The organism is Kribbella sp. CA-245084, from assembly GCF_050942355.1.
Lineage (GTDB): Bacteria > Actinomycetota > Actinomycetes > Propionibacteriales > Kribbellaceae > Kribbella.
Genome location: NZ_CP192053.1, coordinates 984,832 through 1,000,391, shown reverse-complemented (window position 1 = coordinate 1,000,391; position 15,560 = coordinate 984,832). Strand labels below are relative to the sequence as shown.

General features: G+C 67.7%; 20 protein-coding genes. 7 read left to right on the top strand and 13 right to left on the bottom strand.

Going from position 1 to position 15,560, the window contains the following annotated elements; all coding sequences use genetic code 11:
* The first annotated feature begins 67 nt into the window (after window positions 1-67).
* On the top strand, window positions 68-814 hold the full coding sequence (locus ACQPYH_RS05030) for a lysophospholipid acyltransferase family protein (protein WP_432887258.1): 747 nt from the start codon (window positions 68-70) through the stop codon (window positions 812-814).
* 135 nt (window positions 815-949) lie between these two features.
* On the top strand, window positions 950-1,474 hold the full coding sequence (locus ACQPYH_RS05025) for a hypothetical protein (protein ID WP_350849780.1): 525 nt from the start codon (window positions 950-952) through the stop codon (window positions 1,472-1,474).
* 77 nt (window positions 1,475-1,551) lie between these two features.
* On the opposite strand, the gene ACQPYH_RS05020 is transcribed toward ACQPYH_RS05025, so the two are convergent.
* From ACQPYH_RS05020 to ACQPYH_RS04970, 11 genes are all read right to left on the bottom strand, one after another.
* Window positions 1,552-1,785 carry a hypothetical protein gene (locus tag ACQPYH_RS05020; protein WP_432887255.1) on the bottom strand — a complete coding sequence of 78 codons (234 nt, stop codon included), beginning with the start codon at window positions 1,783-1,785 and terminating at the stop codon, window positions 1,552-1,554.
* 13 nt (window positions 1,786-1,798) lie between these two features.
* Window positions 1,799-2,935 (bottom strand): anion permease, encoded by a 1,137-nt coding sequence (locus ACQPYH_RS05015; protein WP_432887252.1) that lies wholly within the window; start codon window positions 2,933-2,935, stop codon window positions 1,799-1,801.
* Between the two features lie 120 nt (window positions 2,936-3,055).
* Entirely contained in the window at window positions 3,056-3,289 is a 234-nt protein-coding gene (locus tag ACQPYH_RS05010) for a hypothetical protein (RefSeq protein WP_432887250.1), read from the bottom strand.
* A gap of 12 nt (window positions 3,290-3,301) precedes the next feature.
* Entirely contained in the window at window positions 3,302-4,489 is a 1,188-nt protein-coding gene (locus ACQPYH_RS05005) for an anion permease (protein WP_432894339.1), read from the bottom strand.
* An 82-nt stretch (window positions 4,490-4,571) separates the two neighbouring features.
* The gene (locus tag ACQPYH_RS05000; RefSeq protein ID WP_432887247.1) at window positions 4,572-5,570 is read right to left on the bottom strand and encodes an anion permease; all 999 of its coding nucleotides are present in this window, start codon (window positions 5,568-5,570) and stop codon (window positions 4,572-4,574) included.
* A gap of 2 nt (window positions 5,571-5,572) precedes the next feature.
* The gene (locus ACQPYH_RS04995; protein ID WP_432887244.1) at window positions 5,573-6,205 is read right to left on the bottom strand and encodes a DUF47 domain-containing protein; all 633 of its coding nucleotides are present in this window, start codon (window positions 6,203-6,205) and stop codon (window positions 5,573-5,575) included.
* A gap of 140 nt (window positions 6,206-6,345) precedes the next feature.
* Window positions 6,346-6,654, bottom strand: a complete 309-nt coding sequence (locus tag ACQPYH_RS04990) for a DUF202 domain-containing protein (protein WP_432887241.1) — start codon at window positions 6,652-6,654, stop codon at window positions 6,346-6,348.
* The gene (locus tag ACQPYH_RS04985) at window positions 6,651-6,983 is read right to left on the bottom strand and encodes a YidH family protein (RefSeq protein ID WP_130446262.1); all 333 of its coding nucleotides are present in this window, start codon (window positions 6,981-6,983) and stop codon (window positions 6,651-6,653) included. Before ACQPYH_RS04985 ends, ACQPYH_RS04990 begins: the two co-directional genes overlap by 4 nt.
* The gene (locus ACQPYH_RS04980) at window positions 6,980-8,227 is read right to left on the bottom strand and encodes a glycoside hydrolase family 3 N-terminal domain-containing protein (protein WP_432887238.1); all 1,248 of its coding nucleotides are present in this window, start codon (window positions 8,225-8,227) and stop codon (window positions 6,980-6,982) included. The genes ACQPYH_RS04985 and ACQPYH_RS04980 overlap by 4 nt, the downstream gene beginning before the upstream one ends.
* 1 nt (window position 8,228) lies before the next feature.
* Window positions 8,229-8,642, bottom strand: a complete 414-nt coding sequence (locus tag ACQPYH_RS04975; protein WP_432887235.1) for a MarR family winged helix-turn-helix transcriptional regulator — start codon at window positions 8,640-8,642, stop codon at window positions 8,229-8,231.
* On the bottom strand, window positions 8,635-9,594 hold the full coding sequence (locus tag ACQPYH_RS04970; RefSeq protein WP_432887233.1) for a DMT family transporter: 960 nt from the start codon (window positions 9,592-9,594) through the stop codon (window positions 8,635-8,637). The genes ACQPYH_RS04975 and ACQPYH_RS04970 overlap by 8 nt, the downstream gene beginning before the upstream one ends.
* A gap of 38 nt (window positions 9,595-9,632) precedes the next feature.
* On the opposite strand from ACQPYH_RS04970, the gene ACQPYH_RS04965 reads away from it, so the two are divergent.
* Window positions 9,633-10,253, top strand: a complete 621-nt coding sequence (locus ACQPYH_RS04965; protein WP_432887230.1) for a TetR/AcrR family transcriptional regulator — start codon at window positions 9,633-9,635, stop codon at window positions 10,251-10,253.
* On the opposite strand, the gene ACQPYH_RS04960 is transcribed toward ACQPYH_RS04965, so the two are convergent.
* Complete coding sequence (locus ACQPYH_RS04960; protein WP_432887227.1) at window positions 10,250-10,798, bottom strand: acyl-CoA thioesterase; 549 nt, start codon at window positions 10,796-10,798, stop codon at window positions 10,250-10,252. The two genes, ACQPYH_RS04965 and ACQPYH_RS04960, sit on opposite strands and share 4 nt — an antisense overlap.
* 126 nt (window positions 10,799-10,924) lie before the next feature.
* Between ACQPYH_RS04960 and ACQPYH_RS04955 the strand changes: the two genes are divergently transcribed.
* A complete protein-coding gene (locus ACQPYH_RS04955; protein WP_432887224.1) occupies window positions 10,925-11,875 on the top strand; it encodes a hypothetical protein in 951 nt (316 codons plus the stop codon).
* Window positions 11,876-11,891: 16 nt separating this feature from the next.
* Here ACQPYH_RS04955 and ACQPYH_RS04950 read toward each other — a convergent pair whose 3' ends face one another.
* A complete protein-coding gene (locus ACQPYH_RS04950) occupies window positions 11,892-12,521 on the bottom strand; it encodes a flavin reductase family protein (protein WP_432887221.1) in 630 nt (209 codons plus the stop codon).
* Between the two features lie 87 nt (window positions 12,522-12,608).
* On the opposite strand from ACQPYH_RS04950, the gene ACQPYH_RS04945 reads away from it, so the two are divergent.
* The 3 genes from ACQPYH_RS04945 (at window position 12,609) to ACQPYH_RS04935 (ending at window position 15,485) form a co-directional block, all read left to right on the top strand.
* Window positions 12,609-13,496, top strand: a complete 888-nt coding sequence (locus ACQPYH_RS04945) for a phosphotransferase family protein (RefSeq protein WP_432887218.1) — start codon at window positions 12,609-12,611, stop codon at window positions 13,494-13,496.
* Window positions 13,497-13,606: 110 nt separating this feature from the next.
* Window positions 13,607-14,641 (top strand): L-glyceraldehyde 3-phosphate reductase, encoded by a 1,035-nt coding sequence (gene mgrA, locus ACQPYH_RS04940; RefSeq protein WP_432887215.1) that lies wholly within the window; start codon window positions 13,607-13,609, stop codon window positions 14,639-14,641.
* Window positions 14,642-14,792: 151 nt separating this feature from the next.
* Window positions 14,793-15,485, top strand: coding sequence for a hypothetical protein (locus ACQPYH_RS04935; RefSeq protein ID WP_432887212.1), 693 nt, complete (start codon window positions 14,793-14,795; stop codon window positions 15,483-15,485).
* The last annotated feature ends 75 nt before the right edge of the window (window positions 15,486-15,560 follow it).

Genomic DNA, 15,560 nt, shown 5'->3' with positions numbered 1-15,560 from the left:
ACGGTGCGAGCTCCCGCGATCTCAAGTTGTCACCGCCCACCCTAGACGAACCCTGTAGCGTCTAGGAATGCGCGACCTCGTGTACCCGCCTGTCATCGCCTTCGCGAAGACCTCGTTCAAGGTCCTCGACCTCAAGCTCCAGCTGACCGGCGCGGACAACGTGCCCCGGACCGGCGGTGCGCTGATCGCCCTGAACCACATCAGCTACGTCGACTTCATCCTTGGCGGGTACGGCGCTGTGCCGAGCAAGCGACTGGTCCGGTTCATGGCCAAGGAGGTGCTGTTCCGCAACCGGTACTCCGGTCCGTTGATGCGCGGGATGCACCACATCCCGGTCGACCGGGAGGCAGGCTCGGCGTCGTACCAGCAGGCGCTGGAGTACCTCGCCGCGGGCGAGGTGGTCGGAGTGTTCCCGGAGGCCACGATCAGCCGCTCGTTCGAGCTGAAGGAGTTCAAGTCCGGCACGGTCCGGATGGCGGCCGAAGCCGGCGTACCGGTCATCCCGATGATCCTGTGGGGTACGCAGCGGATGTTCACCAAGGACCACCCGCGGGACTTCTCCCGGCACCGCCCGATCTCGATCACCATCGGCGCACCGATGACCGTGACACGCGACGACGACGCGGGCGAGGCGACCGCACACCTGCGATCCACGATGGCTGGAATGCTCGACGAGACCATCCACGCGTACCCCGAGCAGCCCGCCGGTGCCTGGTGGCTGCCCGCGGCGTACGGCGGCAGCGCGCCGACCCCGGCCGAGGCCGAGCGACTGGACCAGGAAGAGCTCGCCCGCCGAGCCGCCAAACGTCGTTAAGACGGCGGACAGGACCTTGACCCTCGGGGCGGAACGAGGGTACGAAGGCTTTCGTTGAAAGAACAGGAACCTGGGGGGTCCCTGTGCGGCGGGCCGGCGGCGATGGCCCGCGGACACGAGCGGGCGGGGAAGGTTTTGTTCGATTCACCCGAAGAGCTGCATCTGTTCGACCCGGGCGCGATGACTCCGGCGCCGCATGTGGCCGAACATATCCCGGACGCCGGTGCGTTCTTCGTCGACTGGGCGATCCGCGGGTTGAACCAGGATCGCGCCCGCGAGATCGAGTCCGCGGTGAACGGCCGCCGCAACCAGAACGGCTGGTTCCCGCTCGAGACGCTGGACAGCATCGGCAGCAGGGGCTTCTGGCGCGGACCGCTGACGTATCTGGCCCGGATGACGGCCGATGACCCCAGGATCCTGCAGGAGTGGGCCTGTGACGGCCTGCGGGACGAGCAGGTGGGTCGCATCGAGGCGACGGTGGACCACCTGCTGCATCAGCAGGGCCACGCCGCCGCGGCGACGTGGGCGGTCGCAGTCCGACCGCGGATGTACCTCGACGCGGAGGTGCTGGGCGACCGGCTGCTGGCCGCGTGGGAGTACAACCTCGGCTCGATCCGGGCCAAGGACGTGGCCAAGTCGGTCCGACGCTGGAACCGCTGAGCCGTAACCACTGAGAAGGCGTACGACGGGCAGCCGCCAGACCGCCCGTCGTACCTCTCAATGCCTGTTGAGGGGCATCAGTGGAACTGCGGGATGATCAGGTACAGCCCGTAGAACACGGCGGCCAGGCAGGCCGCGAAGCAGAGCGCCGCGACACCGGTGTCCGCGACGGACGGCTGCCGCTTCTCGTCGATCGCGACCGCCCGCCGGGCCATCGCACTGACGCCGAGGGCGAACAGCACCACAAGGCCGACTCCGAAGAGCAGGCTGGCCCCTGCGACCTGACCGAGTGAACTCCAGTCGATGTGCATCGCCGTACTCCTCTCAGGCCGCCGCGGCCGTGCTGGCGGCCGGGGTGGAACTCGGGTAGTCGTTCACGTTCTCCGACGTCACCGGCTTACGCCGGGAGGCCGCGTAGATAGCGCCGCCGGCCACGACGGCGAGGATCGCGATGATCACCACACCGATGTTGCCGGAGTTGGCCACCCGTCCGGCCAGTGCACCGACGATCGCGGCGGCCGGCAGCGTGAGCAGCCAGGCGACGGCCATCCGGCCTGCCACCGTCCAGCGCACCTCGGCCAGCCGCTTGCCGAGTCCGGCGCCGAGGATGCTGCCGGAGCAGACCTGGGTGGTGGACAGCGGGAAGCCCAGGTGGGACGAGGCCAGCAAGACCGCGGTCGAACTGGTCTCGGCCGAGAAGCCCTGCGGCGACTCGATCTCGGTCAGGCCCTTGCCCATCGTCCGGATGATCCGCCAGCCGCCGAGGTAGGTCCCGGCGGCGATCGCCAGACCGGCCGACAGGATCACCCAGACCGGCGGCTTCGAGCCCGGGGCGAGGCTGCCGGAGGTGATCAGCACCAGTGTGATGACACCCATCGTCTTCTGCGCGTCACCGGTGCCGTGGGCGAGCGAGACCAGCGAGGCGGAGGCGATCTGCCCGCCCCGGAATCCCTCGGTGACCGACTTCTGCCGGGACCGCTGGGTGATCTTGTAGGCCAGGAACGTGCCGAGCAGCGCGACCACGCCGGCCACGATCGGCGCGGCCACGGCCGGGATGATGATCTTCTGCACGACGGTGGTGAAGTGCACGGCGCTGCTCCCGGAGGCGATCCAGGTGGCGCCGATCAGGCCGCCGAACAGTGCGTGCGACGACGAGCTCGGCAGGCCGACGTACCAGGTCATCAGGTTCCACAGCACGGCGCCGACCAGGCCGCCGAAGATCACCGGCACCGTCACTTTGGTGTCGTCGACGATCCCGCTGGAGATCGTTTTGGCGACCTCCGTGGAGATGAACGCGCCGACGAGGTTCAGGACGGCCGAGATGGCCACCGCGACCTTCGGTTTCAGCGCGCCGGTGGCGATCGACGTCGCCATCGCATTGGCGGTGTCGTGGAACCCGTTGGTGAAGTCGAACACCAACGCGGTGATGATCACCACGACGACAAGGAACGACAGATCCATCCCGATCACTTCCCTAGGCGGCCGGTCAGCAGCGTCGATCGACCGTAGGCCGGGTGAGTGAATTTGAAATGAATGGATCCAGGGAATTTACTCCAAGATCAGATGGGCCACCGCCCTGCGTCAGTGGAACTGCGGAATCATCAGGTAGAGCCCGTAGAGCACCGCCGCCACACAGGCGGCGAAGCAGAGCGCGGCCACCGAACTGTCCACGACCGACGGCGACTTCTTCTCCTCGATCGCCACCGCCCGCCGTGATATCGCGGTCACACCGAATGCGAACAGGATCGGCAGCCCGACCCCGAAGAGCACGCTGACCAGAGCGACATGACCCAGTGCGTTCCAGTTGATGTGCATCGCCGACTCCTCTCAGGCGGCCGCGGCCGGGTCGGCCGGGTTGGCCGGGGCGGCCTGGTTCACCGGGTCGGCCTGGTTGACCGGGGCGGCCGGCGTCTGGCTTGGGTACTCGGTGACGTTCTCCGCCGTCACCGGCCTGCGCCGGGAGGCGGCGTAGATGGCACCAGCGGCGGCGACTGCGATGGCCGAGACAATGACGACTCCGGCGTTGCCCGAGTTGGCGAGCTCGCCGGACAGTGCGCCGACGACCGCGGCGGCCGGCAGCGTGAACAGCCAGGCCATCGCGATCCGCCCGGCGACCGACCAGCGCACCCGCGCGCGGCGCCTGCCCAAGCCGGAGCCGAGAATGCTGCCGGAGCAGACCTGGGTGGTGGACAGCGGGAAGCCCAGGTGGGCCGAGGCGAGCAGAACCGAGGCTGAGCTGGTCTCGGCGGCGAAGCCCTGCGGCGACTCGACGTCGGTCAGGCCCTTGCCCATCGTCCGGATGATCCGCCAGCCACCGAAGTAGGTGCCCAGGGCGATCGCCAGGCCGGCCGAGAAGATCACCCAGACCGGCGGGCCCGAACCCTGCGCGAGGCTGCCCGAGGTGATCAGCACCAGCGTGATGATGCCCATCGTCTTCTGCGCGTCACCGGTGCCGTGGGCGAGCGAGAGCATCGACGCGGAGGCGATCTGACCGGTCCTGAACCCGCCGTGAACCGACGTCTTCCGGGCCCGCCTGGTGATCTTGTAGGCCACGAAGGTGCCTAGCAGCGCGACCCCGCCGGCCACGATCGGCGCGGCGACCGCGGGGATCATGATCTTCTGCACCACGTTCTGGAAGTTCACCGCGTCGCGGCCGGCCGCGACCCAGGTGGCGCCGATCAGGCCGCCGAACAGGGCATGCGACGAGGAGCTCGGCAGACCGAAGTACCAGGTCGTCACGTTCCACAGGATCGCGCCGACCAAGCCGCCGAAGATGATCGGCACGGTGATCTTCGAGTCGTCGACGAGGCCGCCCGAGATCGTCTTGGCCACCGCGGTGGAGATGAAGGCGCCGACCAGGTTGAGCACCGCGGACAGAGCGACCGCGACCTTGGGTCTGAGCGCACCGGTCGCGATGGACGTCGCCATCGCGTTGGCGGTGTCATGGAAGCCGTTGGTGAAGTCGAACACCAACGCGGTGATGATCACCACGACGACGAGGAACGTCAGGTCCATCTCGATCAACCCCCCACGATGTGCACCGTGCATCGACCGTAGGCCTGGTGGGTGAATTCGAAATGAACAACTGCCTCCGAATTTACTCGAAGATCAGATGGGCAAGCCAGTAACACAGCGCCGCGACGATTCCGGCGGCCGGGATGGTCAGGACCCACGCGATGGCGATGCCCTTGGCGACGCCCCAGCGGACCGCGGACAGCCGCTTGGTCGCGCCGGCGCCCATCACCGCGGAGGTGATCGTGTGCGTGGTGGAGACGGGGGCGTGCAGGCCGATCGCCATCACGTAGAGCACGGTCGCTGCGACCGCCTCCGACGCGAATCCGCGGGCCGGGTCCAGGTGGATGATCCGGCGGCCGAGCGTCCGCATGATCCGCCAGCCGCCGGAGTACGTGCCGAGCGAGATCGCGGTCGCGGCGCAGATCTTGACCCACAGCGGGATGCCGTCGCTCTGCTGGGCGTGCCCGGTGGTGACGAGCGCCAGGAAGATCACGCCCATCGTCTTCTGCGCGTCCTGGAGCCCGTGGCCGAGAGCCATCGCGGCGGCCGACAGCGACTGCGCCATCCGGAAACCGCGCGTCGTCTTCCCGGGATTGCTGCGCCGGAACAGCCAGAGGATGGCGACCATCAGCAGGAAGGCGCCGACGAAGCCGACCGCGGGCGACAGCACCATCGGAATGACGACCTTGTCGACGATGCCCGACCACAGCACGGTGCTCGCCGAGGCGAGGCCGGCGCCGACGAGTCCGCCGATCAGCGCGTGGGTCGAGGAGCTGGGCAGACCGAAGTACCAGGTGATCAGGTTCCAGGTGATGGCGCCGATCAGCGCCGCGATCACGACCACCAGGCCGTGTGTCCCGGACGGCGTGTTGATGATGCCCTTGCCGACGGTCTCGGCGACCTCGGTGCCGGCCAGCGCGCCGATGAAGTTGCACGCCGCTGCCATCGCGAGCGCCACCCGCGGGGTCAGCGCCCGGGTGGAGACCGAGGTCGCGATCGCGTTGGCGGCGTCGTGGAATCCGTTGGTGTAGTCGAAGGCCAGCGCGATGACGACGACGGCGATGACGAGCGCGAGCTCCACGCTCAGCTCTCCTTGACGGCGATCTGCTCGACCGTGTTGGCAACGTGCTCGAACGCGTCGATCGCGGCCTCCAGCAGGTCGACCACGGTCTTGAGCTTCATCACGGTCAGCGCTTCGTACTCACCGCTGAAGAGCTTCGCGACCAACCTGCGGTGGACCGCGTCGCCGGTGTTCTCCAGCCGGTTGATCTCGATCCAGTACTCCGCCAGGTCCTTCATGGTCCGCAGCCTGGGCATCGTCTCGGCAGTCAACTGCGCCATCCGCTGGAGTACTTCGATCTGCTCGGCGATCTCCTCCGGCAGCTTCTCCAGGTTGAAGAGGTGGACGGTGTCGACCGCCTCCTCCATGAAATCCATTACGTCGTCGAGGTCGGAGGCCAGCCGGTAGATGTCCTCGCGGTCGAACGGGGTGACGAACGTCGAATTCACCCGGCGGATGATCGAGTGGGTGGTCTCGTCGGCCGCGTGCTCCGCGTCCTTCATCTGGGCGGCGATCTGATGGCTCGCGGACAGCCCGGTGCCCGCCGTACTGCTGAGCAATTCGGCCATGATCCGGGATCCGTCCACGAGGTGGTTGGCGGACTCGGTGAAAAGGTCGTAGAACGTCGGGTCGTTCGGACGCAGACGTAACGGCACTTCAAGCTCCGGGTGAACGAGGGACAAACCGTGAACATGCTAGGGGGAACATGCGGTTGATGCGGCATCTGCCCTCGGCAACGTATCGCGTTGTGATGAACTGGGCAGCTGAGCGTTGCACAGTCGGTAACTGATCGGTTTCAGCGCGTTATCACGGCGTACAGGTCGAAGAGGCCGACGACCAGCACCAAGCCGGCCGCGACCCGGAGTACATGCTGGTGGCCGAGGAAGTGGGTCGCGCCGCCCGCGGTCCGGCGGTAGACGGCGCTGACGGCGGTCCAGCAGCCCAAAGAGAGCACGAGTACAACGATTCCGAGCCCGGTGCGGACGTCCGACGACCCGTGGCCGGAGGCAACCAGCAGGATGCCGTTGGCAATCAGGCCGAGCGCCGTACGACGCCACGCAAGCAAGGTCCGCTCCGGCTGCCGGCCGGGATCCGGTGTGCTCATCGCCACAGTGAGAACAGCAGGCCGATCAGGCCGACGACCGCGATAGTTGCCCCGAGCATCAAGGGCAGCCGGGTCACCGGCAACGCGCCGCCGCGGCGGATCGCGGTCAGATTCTGCTGCCAGCGGCGGAACGCACCGGCCGTCGTGACGATGCCGGCGCAGACCAGAATCACGCCGATGATGCGGGCCGGCCAGCGATCCGGGCCGAGGTCGAGGAACTGCACCGCGGACAATCCACCGGCGTAGCAGGCGAGCGACGTACGCAGGTAGGCGAGATAGGTGCGCTCGTTCGCCAGTGTGAACCGGTAATCGGGCTCCTCCTCGGTCATCCGCAACTCACCAGGCCGTGGTCCTGTTTCAGCGTCAGCACACGCCGCACGCTACTCGTCAGCTTCGCCGCGAAGGACTTGTCCTCCTGCGCCTTGGCGACGAGTGCGTTCACCATCGTCGTGGTCAGCCCGGCCTTGGCGTTGATGACGATGTCGCCGCCGGCCGCCACGAACCGGGTCGCGCGGGCGCCGGCCGGGACCGACGCGACCTCGGCGGCCGCGCCGACGTCGTCGGTGATCACGACGCCCTGCCAGCCCAGGTCACCGCGGACCATGCCCTGGATGACGGTCGGCGAGAAGATCGCGCGGTTCTTCGGGTCGATCTTGGTGTACGTGACGGTCGAGATCATCACCATCGACGTACCGGCCTTGATCCCGTCGGCGAACGGCTGCAGGTAGGAGTCACCGCGAACCGTGACATTGTCGACGACACCCGACGAGAAGTCGGTGTTGCCGCGGACTCGCCCGAGTCCCGGGAAGTGCTTGACCGACGTCGCGACTCCGGCCTTGCGCATCCCTTGTACGAAGGCCTGTACGCCGCGGCTCGCGTCCGCCGGCGTGTCGCCGTACTCGCGGTTGAGCTGGCCGATCGGGGCGTTCTGCGACTTCAGCGAACTGGGTACGACGTCGGCCACTGGGGCGAGGTCGACGTTGACGCCGGCCTGCTTCAACTGGCTGCCCCAGACCTGGGCCTGTGAGGTGAGCTTCGAGCTGGACCAGGTGCCTTGGACCGTTGCTGCGGGGATGCGGTCGAAGCCGGAGCCCTTGAGGCGCTGGATCTGGCCGCCTTCCTGGTCCGCGGCGATGAGTGGGCGGACACCCTTCACTGTGGCTGCAGTGTTGACCGCGCTCATCGCCGAGCGGGTGTGGGCGAGGCTCCCGCTGCTGCCCATCAGGAAGACGCTGCCGGACTTCTGCTGTACGACGGCCTTCTGGGCGGACGTCATGCCGCTGGCGTCGATGCCGGTCATGATGAGCTGGGCGGCCTGTTCGCGCAGCGTGAGGCTCTGCAGCTTCTGGTCGATGCAGCCTTCGGTCGGCGTCTGGGGCGGGGTCTCGCTCAGGGGCTCGGTCGGTGTGGGTTCCGGGCTGCTCGGCTGCTCGCTGGGCTCTGGTGTGGGCTCCTCCGTGATCGGCACTGAGGAGGACGGCGCTGTACTTGGACCTGCGGTTGGTGAGTTGCTGTCGCCGCAGCCGGCGACCACGAGAGCAGTCAGCGCGATCAGCGCGACCGGTCGCCTCATCTCAGTTTCGCTCCCAGGCGGCGCGGTCGACAGTGTCTCCGGAGTGACGGGCCAGTGTTGCGCACACGTCGTACAGGTGCTCGACCTGCTCCGCGGTGAGTGCGTCGAAGATCGACTTGCGCACCTCCTCGACGTGGCCGGGAGCCGCGTCGATGAGCTTCTGCCGGCCGAGCTCGGTGAGGATCGCGACCTGGCCGCGGCGGTCGGACTCGATACCCTCGCGCTTCACCCAGCCGTTCTGCTCGAGCCGGTTGACCGCGTGCGAGAGCCGGCTGCGTGAGCCTTGCGTCGCGACCGCGAGCTCGCTCATCCGCAGCCGGTTGCCCGGCGCCTCGGACAGCCGGACCAGGATCTCGTAGTACGTGTGGGGAATTCCGGCATCGCGTTGCAGCTGTTGCTCGATGCGACTACTCACTACTCGTTGCGCCGCGATGTACGCGCGCCAGGCCTGTGCTTCTCGTTGGTCCAGCCACCGGGTCTCCGCCATCCCCGCAGCGTACTTGTTCACCGATCCGGATCAGCAGTACGGCGACCGCACACACCAGCATGCCTGCGACAGCGAGCGCGCCGATCGTCTCGTGGAAGAGCAGGAACGCGAACACCATCGTGGTCGGCGGGACCAGATAGAGCAGCGAGCTGATGCGGGTTGCGCCGGAGAGTTTGAGGTTGACCAGGTACAAGCCCCACCCGCCACCGGTCGCCAGTAGTACTAGCCAGAGCACTGCGCCGTAGAAGCCGGGCTGCTCCGGCACAGTCATCCGGTGGGTCGAAGTGGCCAACGCCGTAAAGAGGACAGCTGACACGAGACTCTGCACAGCCAGCGCATCTAGCGACCTCGTACTCGGTTTGCGAGAGCGCTCCAGGCACGTGCCTGCCACGAGACCGAGGAGGCCACCAATCGGAAGGAGGAACAGTAGCGGCGATCCGTGGCCGGCCCCGAGGTCGTCGGCGACAACCAAGCCCACACCCGCCAGTCCGAGAATCAGGCCGAGCCATTGGCGTTGGCTCACACGTTCATCCAGCAGCGGCCCGGCCACCGTCGCGATCAGCAGCGGCTGAAGCGAGCCGATGAGTGCGGTCACGCCGGCCGTGATCCCGTGGTCGATACCGGTGAAGATCAGGCCGAGGTAGACGAACTGGGTCAGGAACGCCATCGAGATCTGCGTCGCGAGATCCCGGCGGGAGATCCGCGGCCGCCGGATCGCAAGGATCACGGCAGCGATCGCGCCCGCGACGAGAAATCGCCAGGCGAGCAGGTCGAACGCGTTCGTGTACTGCGTACCCCACCGCGCGCCGATGAAGCCGCAGCTCCAGAACACGACGAACCCGGCTCCGGCCGCCAGCGTGAGCGCCTTGTTCTTGGTCATGCAACGACAGTAACCACACCGGTCGGTATACTGTCAGTATGCTCGACCAGCAGGTGAGACTGATCGTGGACCGGCAGGTGCGTGCGGCGCCCCGGCTGACGCCCGCCGGCGAGCGCATTCTCGCGGCCGCGTCGACGCTCTTCTACGAGCAGGGCATCCGGACTGTCGGTGTCGATGCGATCGCTGCGGCGGCGGACGTCACCAAGAAGACGCTGTACGACCGGTTCGGGTCGAAGGATCGGCTGATCGCGGCGTACCTCGAGGAGCGTGACCGCGCCTGGCACCTGTTCCTCGACGAGCAGCTGACCGCGCGGCAGCCGACGACACCGGAAGACGTGATCCTGGCGTTGTTCGCGGCGCTGACCGACTGGCTCGCCGGCTCACGCAACGGGTGCGGATTCATCAATGCGAGCGTGGAGCTGGCGGCGCCGGACCACCCGGCGATGCCCGTGATCGTGGGCCAGAAGCGGTGGATGCGCTCCGAGTTCGAAGCGCAGGCGCGCGCGGCCGGTCTCGCAGATCCGGGTGAGCTGGCGGATCGTCTGCTGCTACTCCACGAGGGCGCGCTCGTCAGCTACCGAGTCGCCGCGATGACCGAGGCACCCGAGGTCGCCGCCCGAGCAGCCGCTGACCTATTGGCCAGCTGGCCACGCGCCTAGGCGTTACTGCCGTCTCCGCCCTCGCGCACCTTCTCGTGCGCGGCTTCCTCGCGGGAGGCGATGATGGCCGCGCGGCGGGCCAGCCGGTGACTCCGGCGGATCTCGGCCTCGCGCAACCGCCGCCGGTCCTCGTCTGTCACCGGAACGACCTGCGGCACCTCGCGCGGCTTGCCCTCCTCGTCCACCGCGACAAACACCAGGTACGCCGACGCCACGTGCATCTGCGGACCTACCGCGTCCCACCGATCGGCCGTGATCCGTACGCCGACTTCCATCGAACTGCGACCGGTCCAGTTCACCTGCGCGCTGAAATGCACGACATCACCGACGCGCACTGGGACCAGGAACACCATCTCGTCCATCGACGCGGTGACCGCAGGCCCGCCCGAGTGCCGCGCAGCGACGACACCCGCAACCGAGTCGACCAGCGTCATGATCACGCCGCCGTGCACGGTCCCGAGCAGGTTGGTCTCGTTCTGCGCGGTGATGTGCGACAGCGACAGCCGAGTCTCGGAGGGCGGCCGCGACGACGGGCTGCTGGACATACAGGCTCCTTCGGGGTCCCTGATGGGTCTGCGCAGAGTATCCCGGGAGTTGTCCACAGATTCGGAAATCGCGGTCTCCGGCAGGTGCCGATCCTCGTACTTTCTCTGCCGAGAAGGAGGACCACGATGACCATCGACGCAGCCACCGAATATGCCCAAGGCAACAACTCCGACCGCCCCGACCCCACCCTTACCCCACTGTCCCGCCGCCAGGCCACCCGACTCGTTCACCTCGCGCTGTCCAGCGCAGCCGAGCTGGGGCTCGATCTCGCGTACCAGGGCGGCGCGGCTCTGGTCCCGGCCGATCGCTCCGCCGACAACCCCGTGCTCGGTCTGAGCAACCTCGCTCGCATCGTCGCCCAGTTCGACGAGGCCCACTGGCCAGTGCTCGTCGAGGAGCACTTCGACCAATTGCTTGAGCAGCTCCGGCAAGGTCCACCGACACCGCCAACAGATCCCGAGCGCGAGCTGATCCAACGTCTCGTCCCGCGCGATGCTCTGCCCGCCAGCTGGACCGCGGACCGGCCCGACTTCCTGCCCGGCCTGCTGTCTGTTCCGTCCACGACCGACGACGGGATCGTGACGATGTTCCTCGAGCCTGCGGATATGGGCATCACCTGGGCGGATGCCGAACGCTTCGGCCTTGCCAATCTCCGCGGCCTGACCGACCACGTCGAGCATGTCGAACACGAGGATCTACAGGTCGACTTCATCACCGGGACGCCGTTCGCGGCCTCGCGGGCGCTCGTCCTCGACACCGTTCTCCGCGAGTCCCTCCGCGTGGACCATGCACCACACGGCGTGCTCGCAGCTGTGCCGGCGCGAGACACGCTGATGCTGCACGTGATCCGGGACCTGTCCCTCATCCCTGCTCTGGGGCTGCTGCTCAACGTCGCGGCGCGCAGCCACGCTCACGACCCTGGCCCGCTGTCACCCGAGGTCTTCATGGTGACGCCGGACTTTCGTTGGTTTCCGGCGACCACGGTGTCGCCGGACTACACGCCGCTGCGGTTGTCCGCCGAGCTCGAAACCCTCACCAGGGTGCTGGCCACGTCGGAGCTGCCGTCGCAGTCATGAACGGTGCCCTGAGCAACTAATCCGAGTTACCAGGAGGTGTGAAGTGACCAGGCCAGTCGGAGTGGCGGATCCGCGTGATCGAGCGGACCTCGCCGAGCGTGCTCCACTCGTCCTTACCGAGACGCGCGAGCGGTCGGAGCCGACGTACCTCGGGGTGATCGCCGTCCATCATCGCGGCGTCGATCGCGAGGTGCCGGACTTGTCCGATCACGAGCGTGCAGTCGCCGAGTTCGAGGGTGGTGTGCAGGGTGCACTCGATCGCGACCGGCGACTCGGCGACCCGCGGGACGGAGATCGTGCGCGACGGTTCGGTGGTCACGCCGATCGCCTCGAACTCGGAGACCTCCGGCGGGAAGTTCGTCCCGGAGGCGTTCACCTGCTCGTACAGCGGCTCTGCGGCGAAGTTCACTACGAACTCGCCGGTCGCCTCGACGTTGTTGAGGCTGTCCTTCCGCCCGACGGAGGTGAACTGCACCATCGGCGGCTTGACGCACGAGACGGTGAAGAACGAGTGCGGCGCGAGGTTCAGCACGCCGTCGGCCGAGCGGCTCGACACCCACGCGATCGGTCGCGGCACCACCACAGAGTTCAGCAGCGCGTAGAACTCTCGTCGCCCGACGGTCTCCGGATCTACATCGACACGCACGCCCGCAGTACATCAAACTCGGTGGATGCCGCCCCACCCCGCCTCGGGGATCCGGCCGGCGACTCCCGCGCGCGACGGAGAAGTGGATTGCCCGAGCATCAGGATTTCCTGCACCAGGTGACCACGGTCGCCCGCCGGCACGGCGTCGACGCCGAACACGTGAAAGAGGTAGCGGGCGGCGTGGCCAACCGCGCCTTCATCCTCGGCGACGACTTGTTCCTCCGGGCTTCCCGCCCCGGCTACGAAGACGACCTCCGCAAGGAAACCCACGTCGTCCCCGCCGCCCGCCTCGTCGGCGTGCTGACCCCCGAGATCCTCGAGTACGACGAAACCCACCGCCTCCTCGCCACTCCGTACGTCGTCATGGAACGCATCCACGGCGCCGAACCAACCGACGCCCCCACCGGCCTCGCCGAGGAACTCGCCCGCCTCCACCAGATCCAACACTCACCCGAGCCCACACGGGCGATCCCCGTCGTGCCGGAGGACGACTGGGGCGATCCGTGGCGCACGGTCGACGACCTAGCCACCCGCGGCTATGTGGACCCAGCAACAGCAAGCTGGCTGACCGGTTGGTTCACCCGGCTCGCCGAACGCTTCGACGACAGCGGACCCAAGGTGCTCATCCACGGAGACGTTGCCGCACACAACCTTCTCGCCGGCCCCGCCAACGAACTCCGAGCCCTCATCGACTGGGGCGACGCCGCCTGGGCCCCACGCGCCATGGAGTTCGCCAAACTCCCGCTGACCCAGGTAGCCAAGATCCTCCCCACGTACGCCGACCGGTCCCCCGAAACCGAGGCGGACCTGGCCGCCGCCATCCTCTGGTTCCACCTCTCCTGGGCTCTGGCCAAACTCCCAGCCCCACCCTGGCCCAACCAACGCCACTGGACCGCCCCCACCACCAGCCGCCTCCTCAACATCCTCCACTTCTTCACCACCACCCCACCCCCACCCTGGCCCGACCTCACCTGACCGCACTGGAACGCTGATCAAGAAGGTGGGGTTCTTGGTGTTAGTTGTGGGGTTTCTGCTTGAAAACAAGGGGTTTGCGATTGGTTGGAGATGGGGCAGACTGGGGTTTCGTGACTGATTATGTGGCGGCCGAAGGCCGGTATGACGACCAGATGAGTTACCGGCGGACCGGGCGGAGTGGGCTGCAGCTGCCGGCGATCTCGTTGGGGTTGTGGCACAACTTCGGCGACGACAAGCCGTTCGTGACGCAGCGCGACATCCTGCGGCGGGCGTTCGACCTCGGCGTCACGCACTTCGACCTGGCGAACAACTACGGCCCGCCGTACGGCTCGGCCGAGACCAACTTCGGGACGCACTTCGCGCGGGACTTCGCCAAGTACCGCGACGAGCTGATCATCTCGACCAAGGCCGGGTACGACATGTGGCCGGGGCCGTACGGTCAGGGCGGCGGCTCGCGGAAGTACCTGCTCGCCTCGCTGGACCAGTCGCTGAGCCGGATGGGCCTGGACTACGTCGACATCTTCTACTCGCACCGGTTCGACCCGGACACCCCGCTCGAGGAGACGATGGGCGCGCTCGACGCGGCCGTCCGCTCGGGCAAGGCGCTGTACGCCGGCATCTCGTCGTACTCCGCGGACCGGACCCGCGAGGCTGCCCGGATCCTGGGCGAGCTGGGTACGCCGCTGCTCATCCACCAGCCGTCGTACTCGATGCTGAACCGCTGGATCGAGGAGGACCTGCTCGACGCCGTCGGTGAGCTCGGTGTCGGCGTGATCGCGTTCTCGCCGCTGGCGCAGGGCGTGCTCACGAACCGGTACCTGGACGGCATCCCCTCCGACTCCCGCGCGGCGCAGGGCAAGTCGCTGAACCCGGACTCGCTGACCGAGGACACCCTCAAGCACGTCCGCGCCCTGGCCGAGATCGCCGAGGAGCGCGGCCAGTCCGTCGCCCAGCTCGCCCTCGCCTGGACGCTCCGCGACGACCGCGTCACCAGCGCGCTGATCGGCGCCTCCAGCGTCGCCCAGCTCGAGGACAGCCTGGCCACGGTCCGCAACCTGAAGTTCTCGCCCGAGGAGCTCGAGGCCATCGACGCCGACGCCGTCGAAGCCGGCATCAACCTCTGGAAGAAGAGCTCGGACGGCTGACCGTCACCCCTGAACCACCAGGCCGAAGCGCCCGCCGTACCCCTTGCGGCGGGCGCTTCTCTCTTGCCGAAAGGTTACGGAGCGGGGTGGGGTGGTTGCGGTCCGGCCGGGATGGGCACACGCTGGAATAGACCCCCTGGAGGTGGTTGAGATGACCGCTTCGACGCTCGAAATGGCCCTCAGCTACGAACACGCGAAGATTCGGGAGTTGGCCGAGCCGGCGCATCACCCGGATGCTTCCCACCCTGAGAACAGGCATCAGACGGACTGGTTCTACGCGATCGCCGCGCAGCACCTGGCCGCCGCCGAAGACGTGCTCCTCCCGCACGTCCAGCGTCTGCCCGACGGCACGCAAATGGTCACCAGGTACGTCGGCAACGCCAAGGAACTGGAGCGCTCGCTGCGCATCCTCAAAGGACGGCAGTACGGCGACAGCCGCTTCCTGGATCTCCAGCACGACGACCTGTGGCAGCACATAGATCGGCTGCTCGGGGAGCACGAGCGGATGGAGGCGACGTACAGCCGCCAGATCTGCGAGCAGCTCGAGAGCTTGGATGTGAACACGCTGACCGAAGACCTGCTGGAGGCCGAAGAGGTCGCGCCGACCCGCGCGCACCCGGCCTCGCCCCACACCGGGATGGCCGGGCGGCTGGCGCACCGGATGTGGCGGATGGCCGACAACGCGTGGGACAGCGCCGAGGGACGCGTGGTGCCGATCAAGTACCACGCGCACCCCAAGCGCGACTCCGCGCTGTCGCACTACCTGTACGGCACACCGATGCACGAAGGAACCGCGCTAGACAAAGGTGACCGGGCCCACCCGACGGATGCCTCCGCTGGATAGGCCCGGTCTGCCGGCACTCACAGCGCCTGGTTGTGGGGCCGGCGTCGGTCCCGTCGCCGCTGCGCCTGGTGTGCG

What these genes read in the sequence shown, in the direction of transcription:
- ACQPYH_RS04970 (WP_432887233.1), bottom strand. Translation starts at nt 9,594, where the DNA reads ATGACCAAGAACAAGGCGCTCACGCTGGCGGCCGGAGCCGGGTTCGTC.
- ACQPYH_RS04935 (WP_432887212.1), top strand. Translation starts at nt 14,793, where the DNA reads ATGACCGCTTCGACGCTCGAAATGGCCCTCAGCTACGAACACGCGAAG.
- ACQPYH_RS05015 (WP_432887252.1), bottom strand. Translation starts at nt 2,935, where the DNA reads ATGGATCTGTCGTTCCTTGTCGTCGTGGTGATCATCACCGCGTTGGTG.
- ACQPYH_RS04990 (WP_432887241.1), bottom strand. Translation starts at nt 6,654, where the DNA reads ATGAGCACACCGGATCCCGGCCGGCAGCCGGAGCGGACCTTGCTTGCG.
- ACQPYH_RS05005 (WP_432894339.1), bottom strand. Translation starts at nt 4,489, where the DNA reads ATGGACCTGACGTTCCTCGTCGTCGTGGTGATCATCACCGCGTTGGTG.
- ACQPYH_RS04955 (WP_432887224.1), top strand. Translation starts at nt 10,925, where the DNA reads ATGACCATCGACGCAGCCACCGAATATGCCCAAGGCAACAACTCCGAC.
- ACQPYH_RS04985 (WP_130446262.1), bottom strand. Translation starts at nt 6,983, where the DNA reads ATGACCGAGGAGGAGCCCGATTACCGGTTCACACTGGCGAACGAGCGC.
- ACQPYH_RS04960 (WP_432887227.1), bottom strand. Translation starts at nt 10,798, where the DNA reads ATGTCCAGCAGCCCGTCGTCGCGGCCGCCCTCCGAGACTCGGCTGTCG.
- ACQPYH_RS05020 (WP_432887255.1), bottom strand. Translation starts at nt 1,785, where the DNA reads ATGCACATCGACTGGAGTTCACTCGGTCAGGTCGCAGGGGCCAGCCTG.
- ACQPYH_RS05010 (WP_432887250.1), bottom strand. Translation starts at nt 3,289, where the DNA reads ATGCACATCAACTGGAACGCACTGGGTCATGTCGCTCTGGTCAGCGTG.
- ACQPYH_RS04965 (WP_432887230.1), top strand. Translation starts at nt 9,633, where the DNA reads ATGCTCGACCAGCAGGTGAGACTGATCGTGGACCGGCAGGTGCGTGCG.
- ACQPYH_RS05030 (WP_432887258.1), top strand. Translation starts at nt 68, where the DNA reads ATGCGCGACCTCGTGTACCCGCCTGTCATCGCCTTCGCGAAGACCTCG.
- ACQPYH_RS04980 (WP_432887238.1), bottom strand. Translation starts at nt 8,227, where the DNA reads ATGAGGCGACCGGTCGCGCTGATCGCGCTGACTGCTCTCGTGGTCGCC.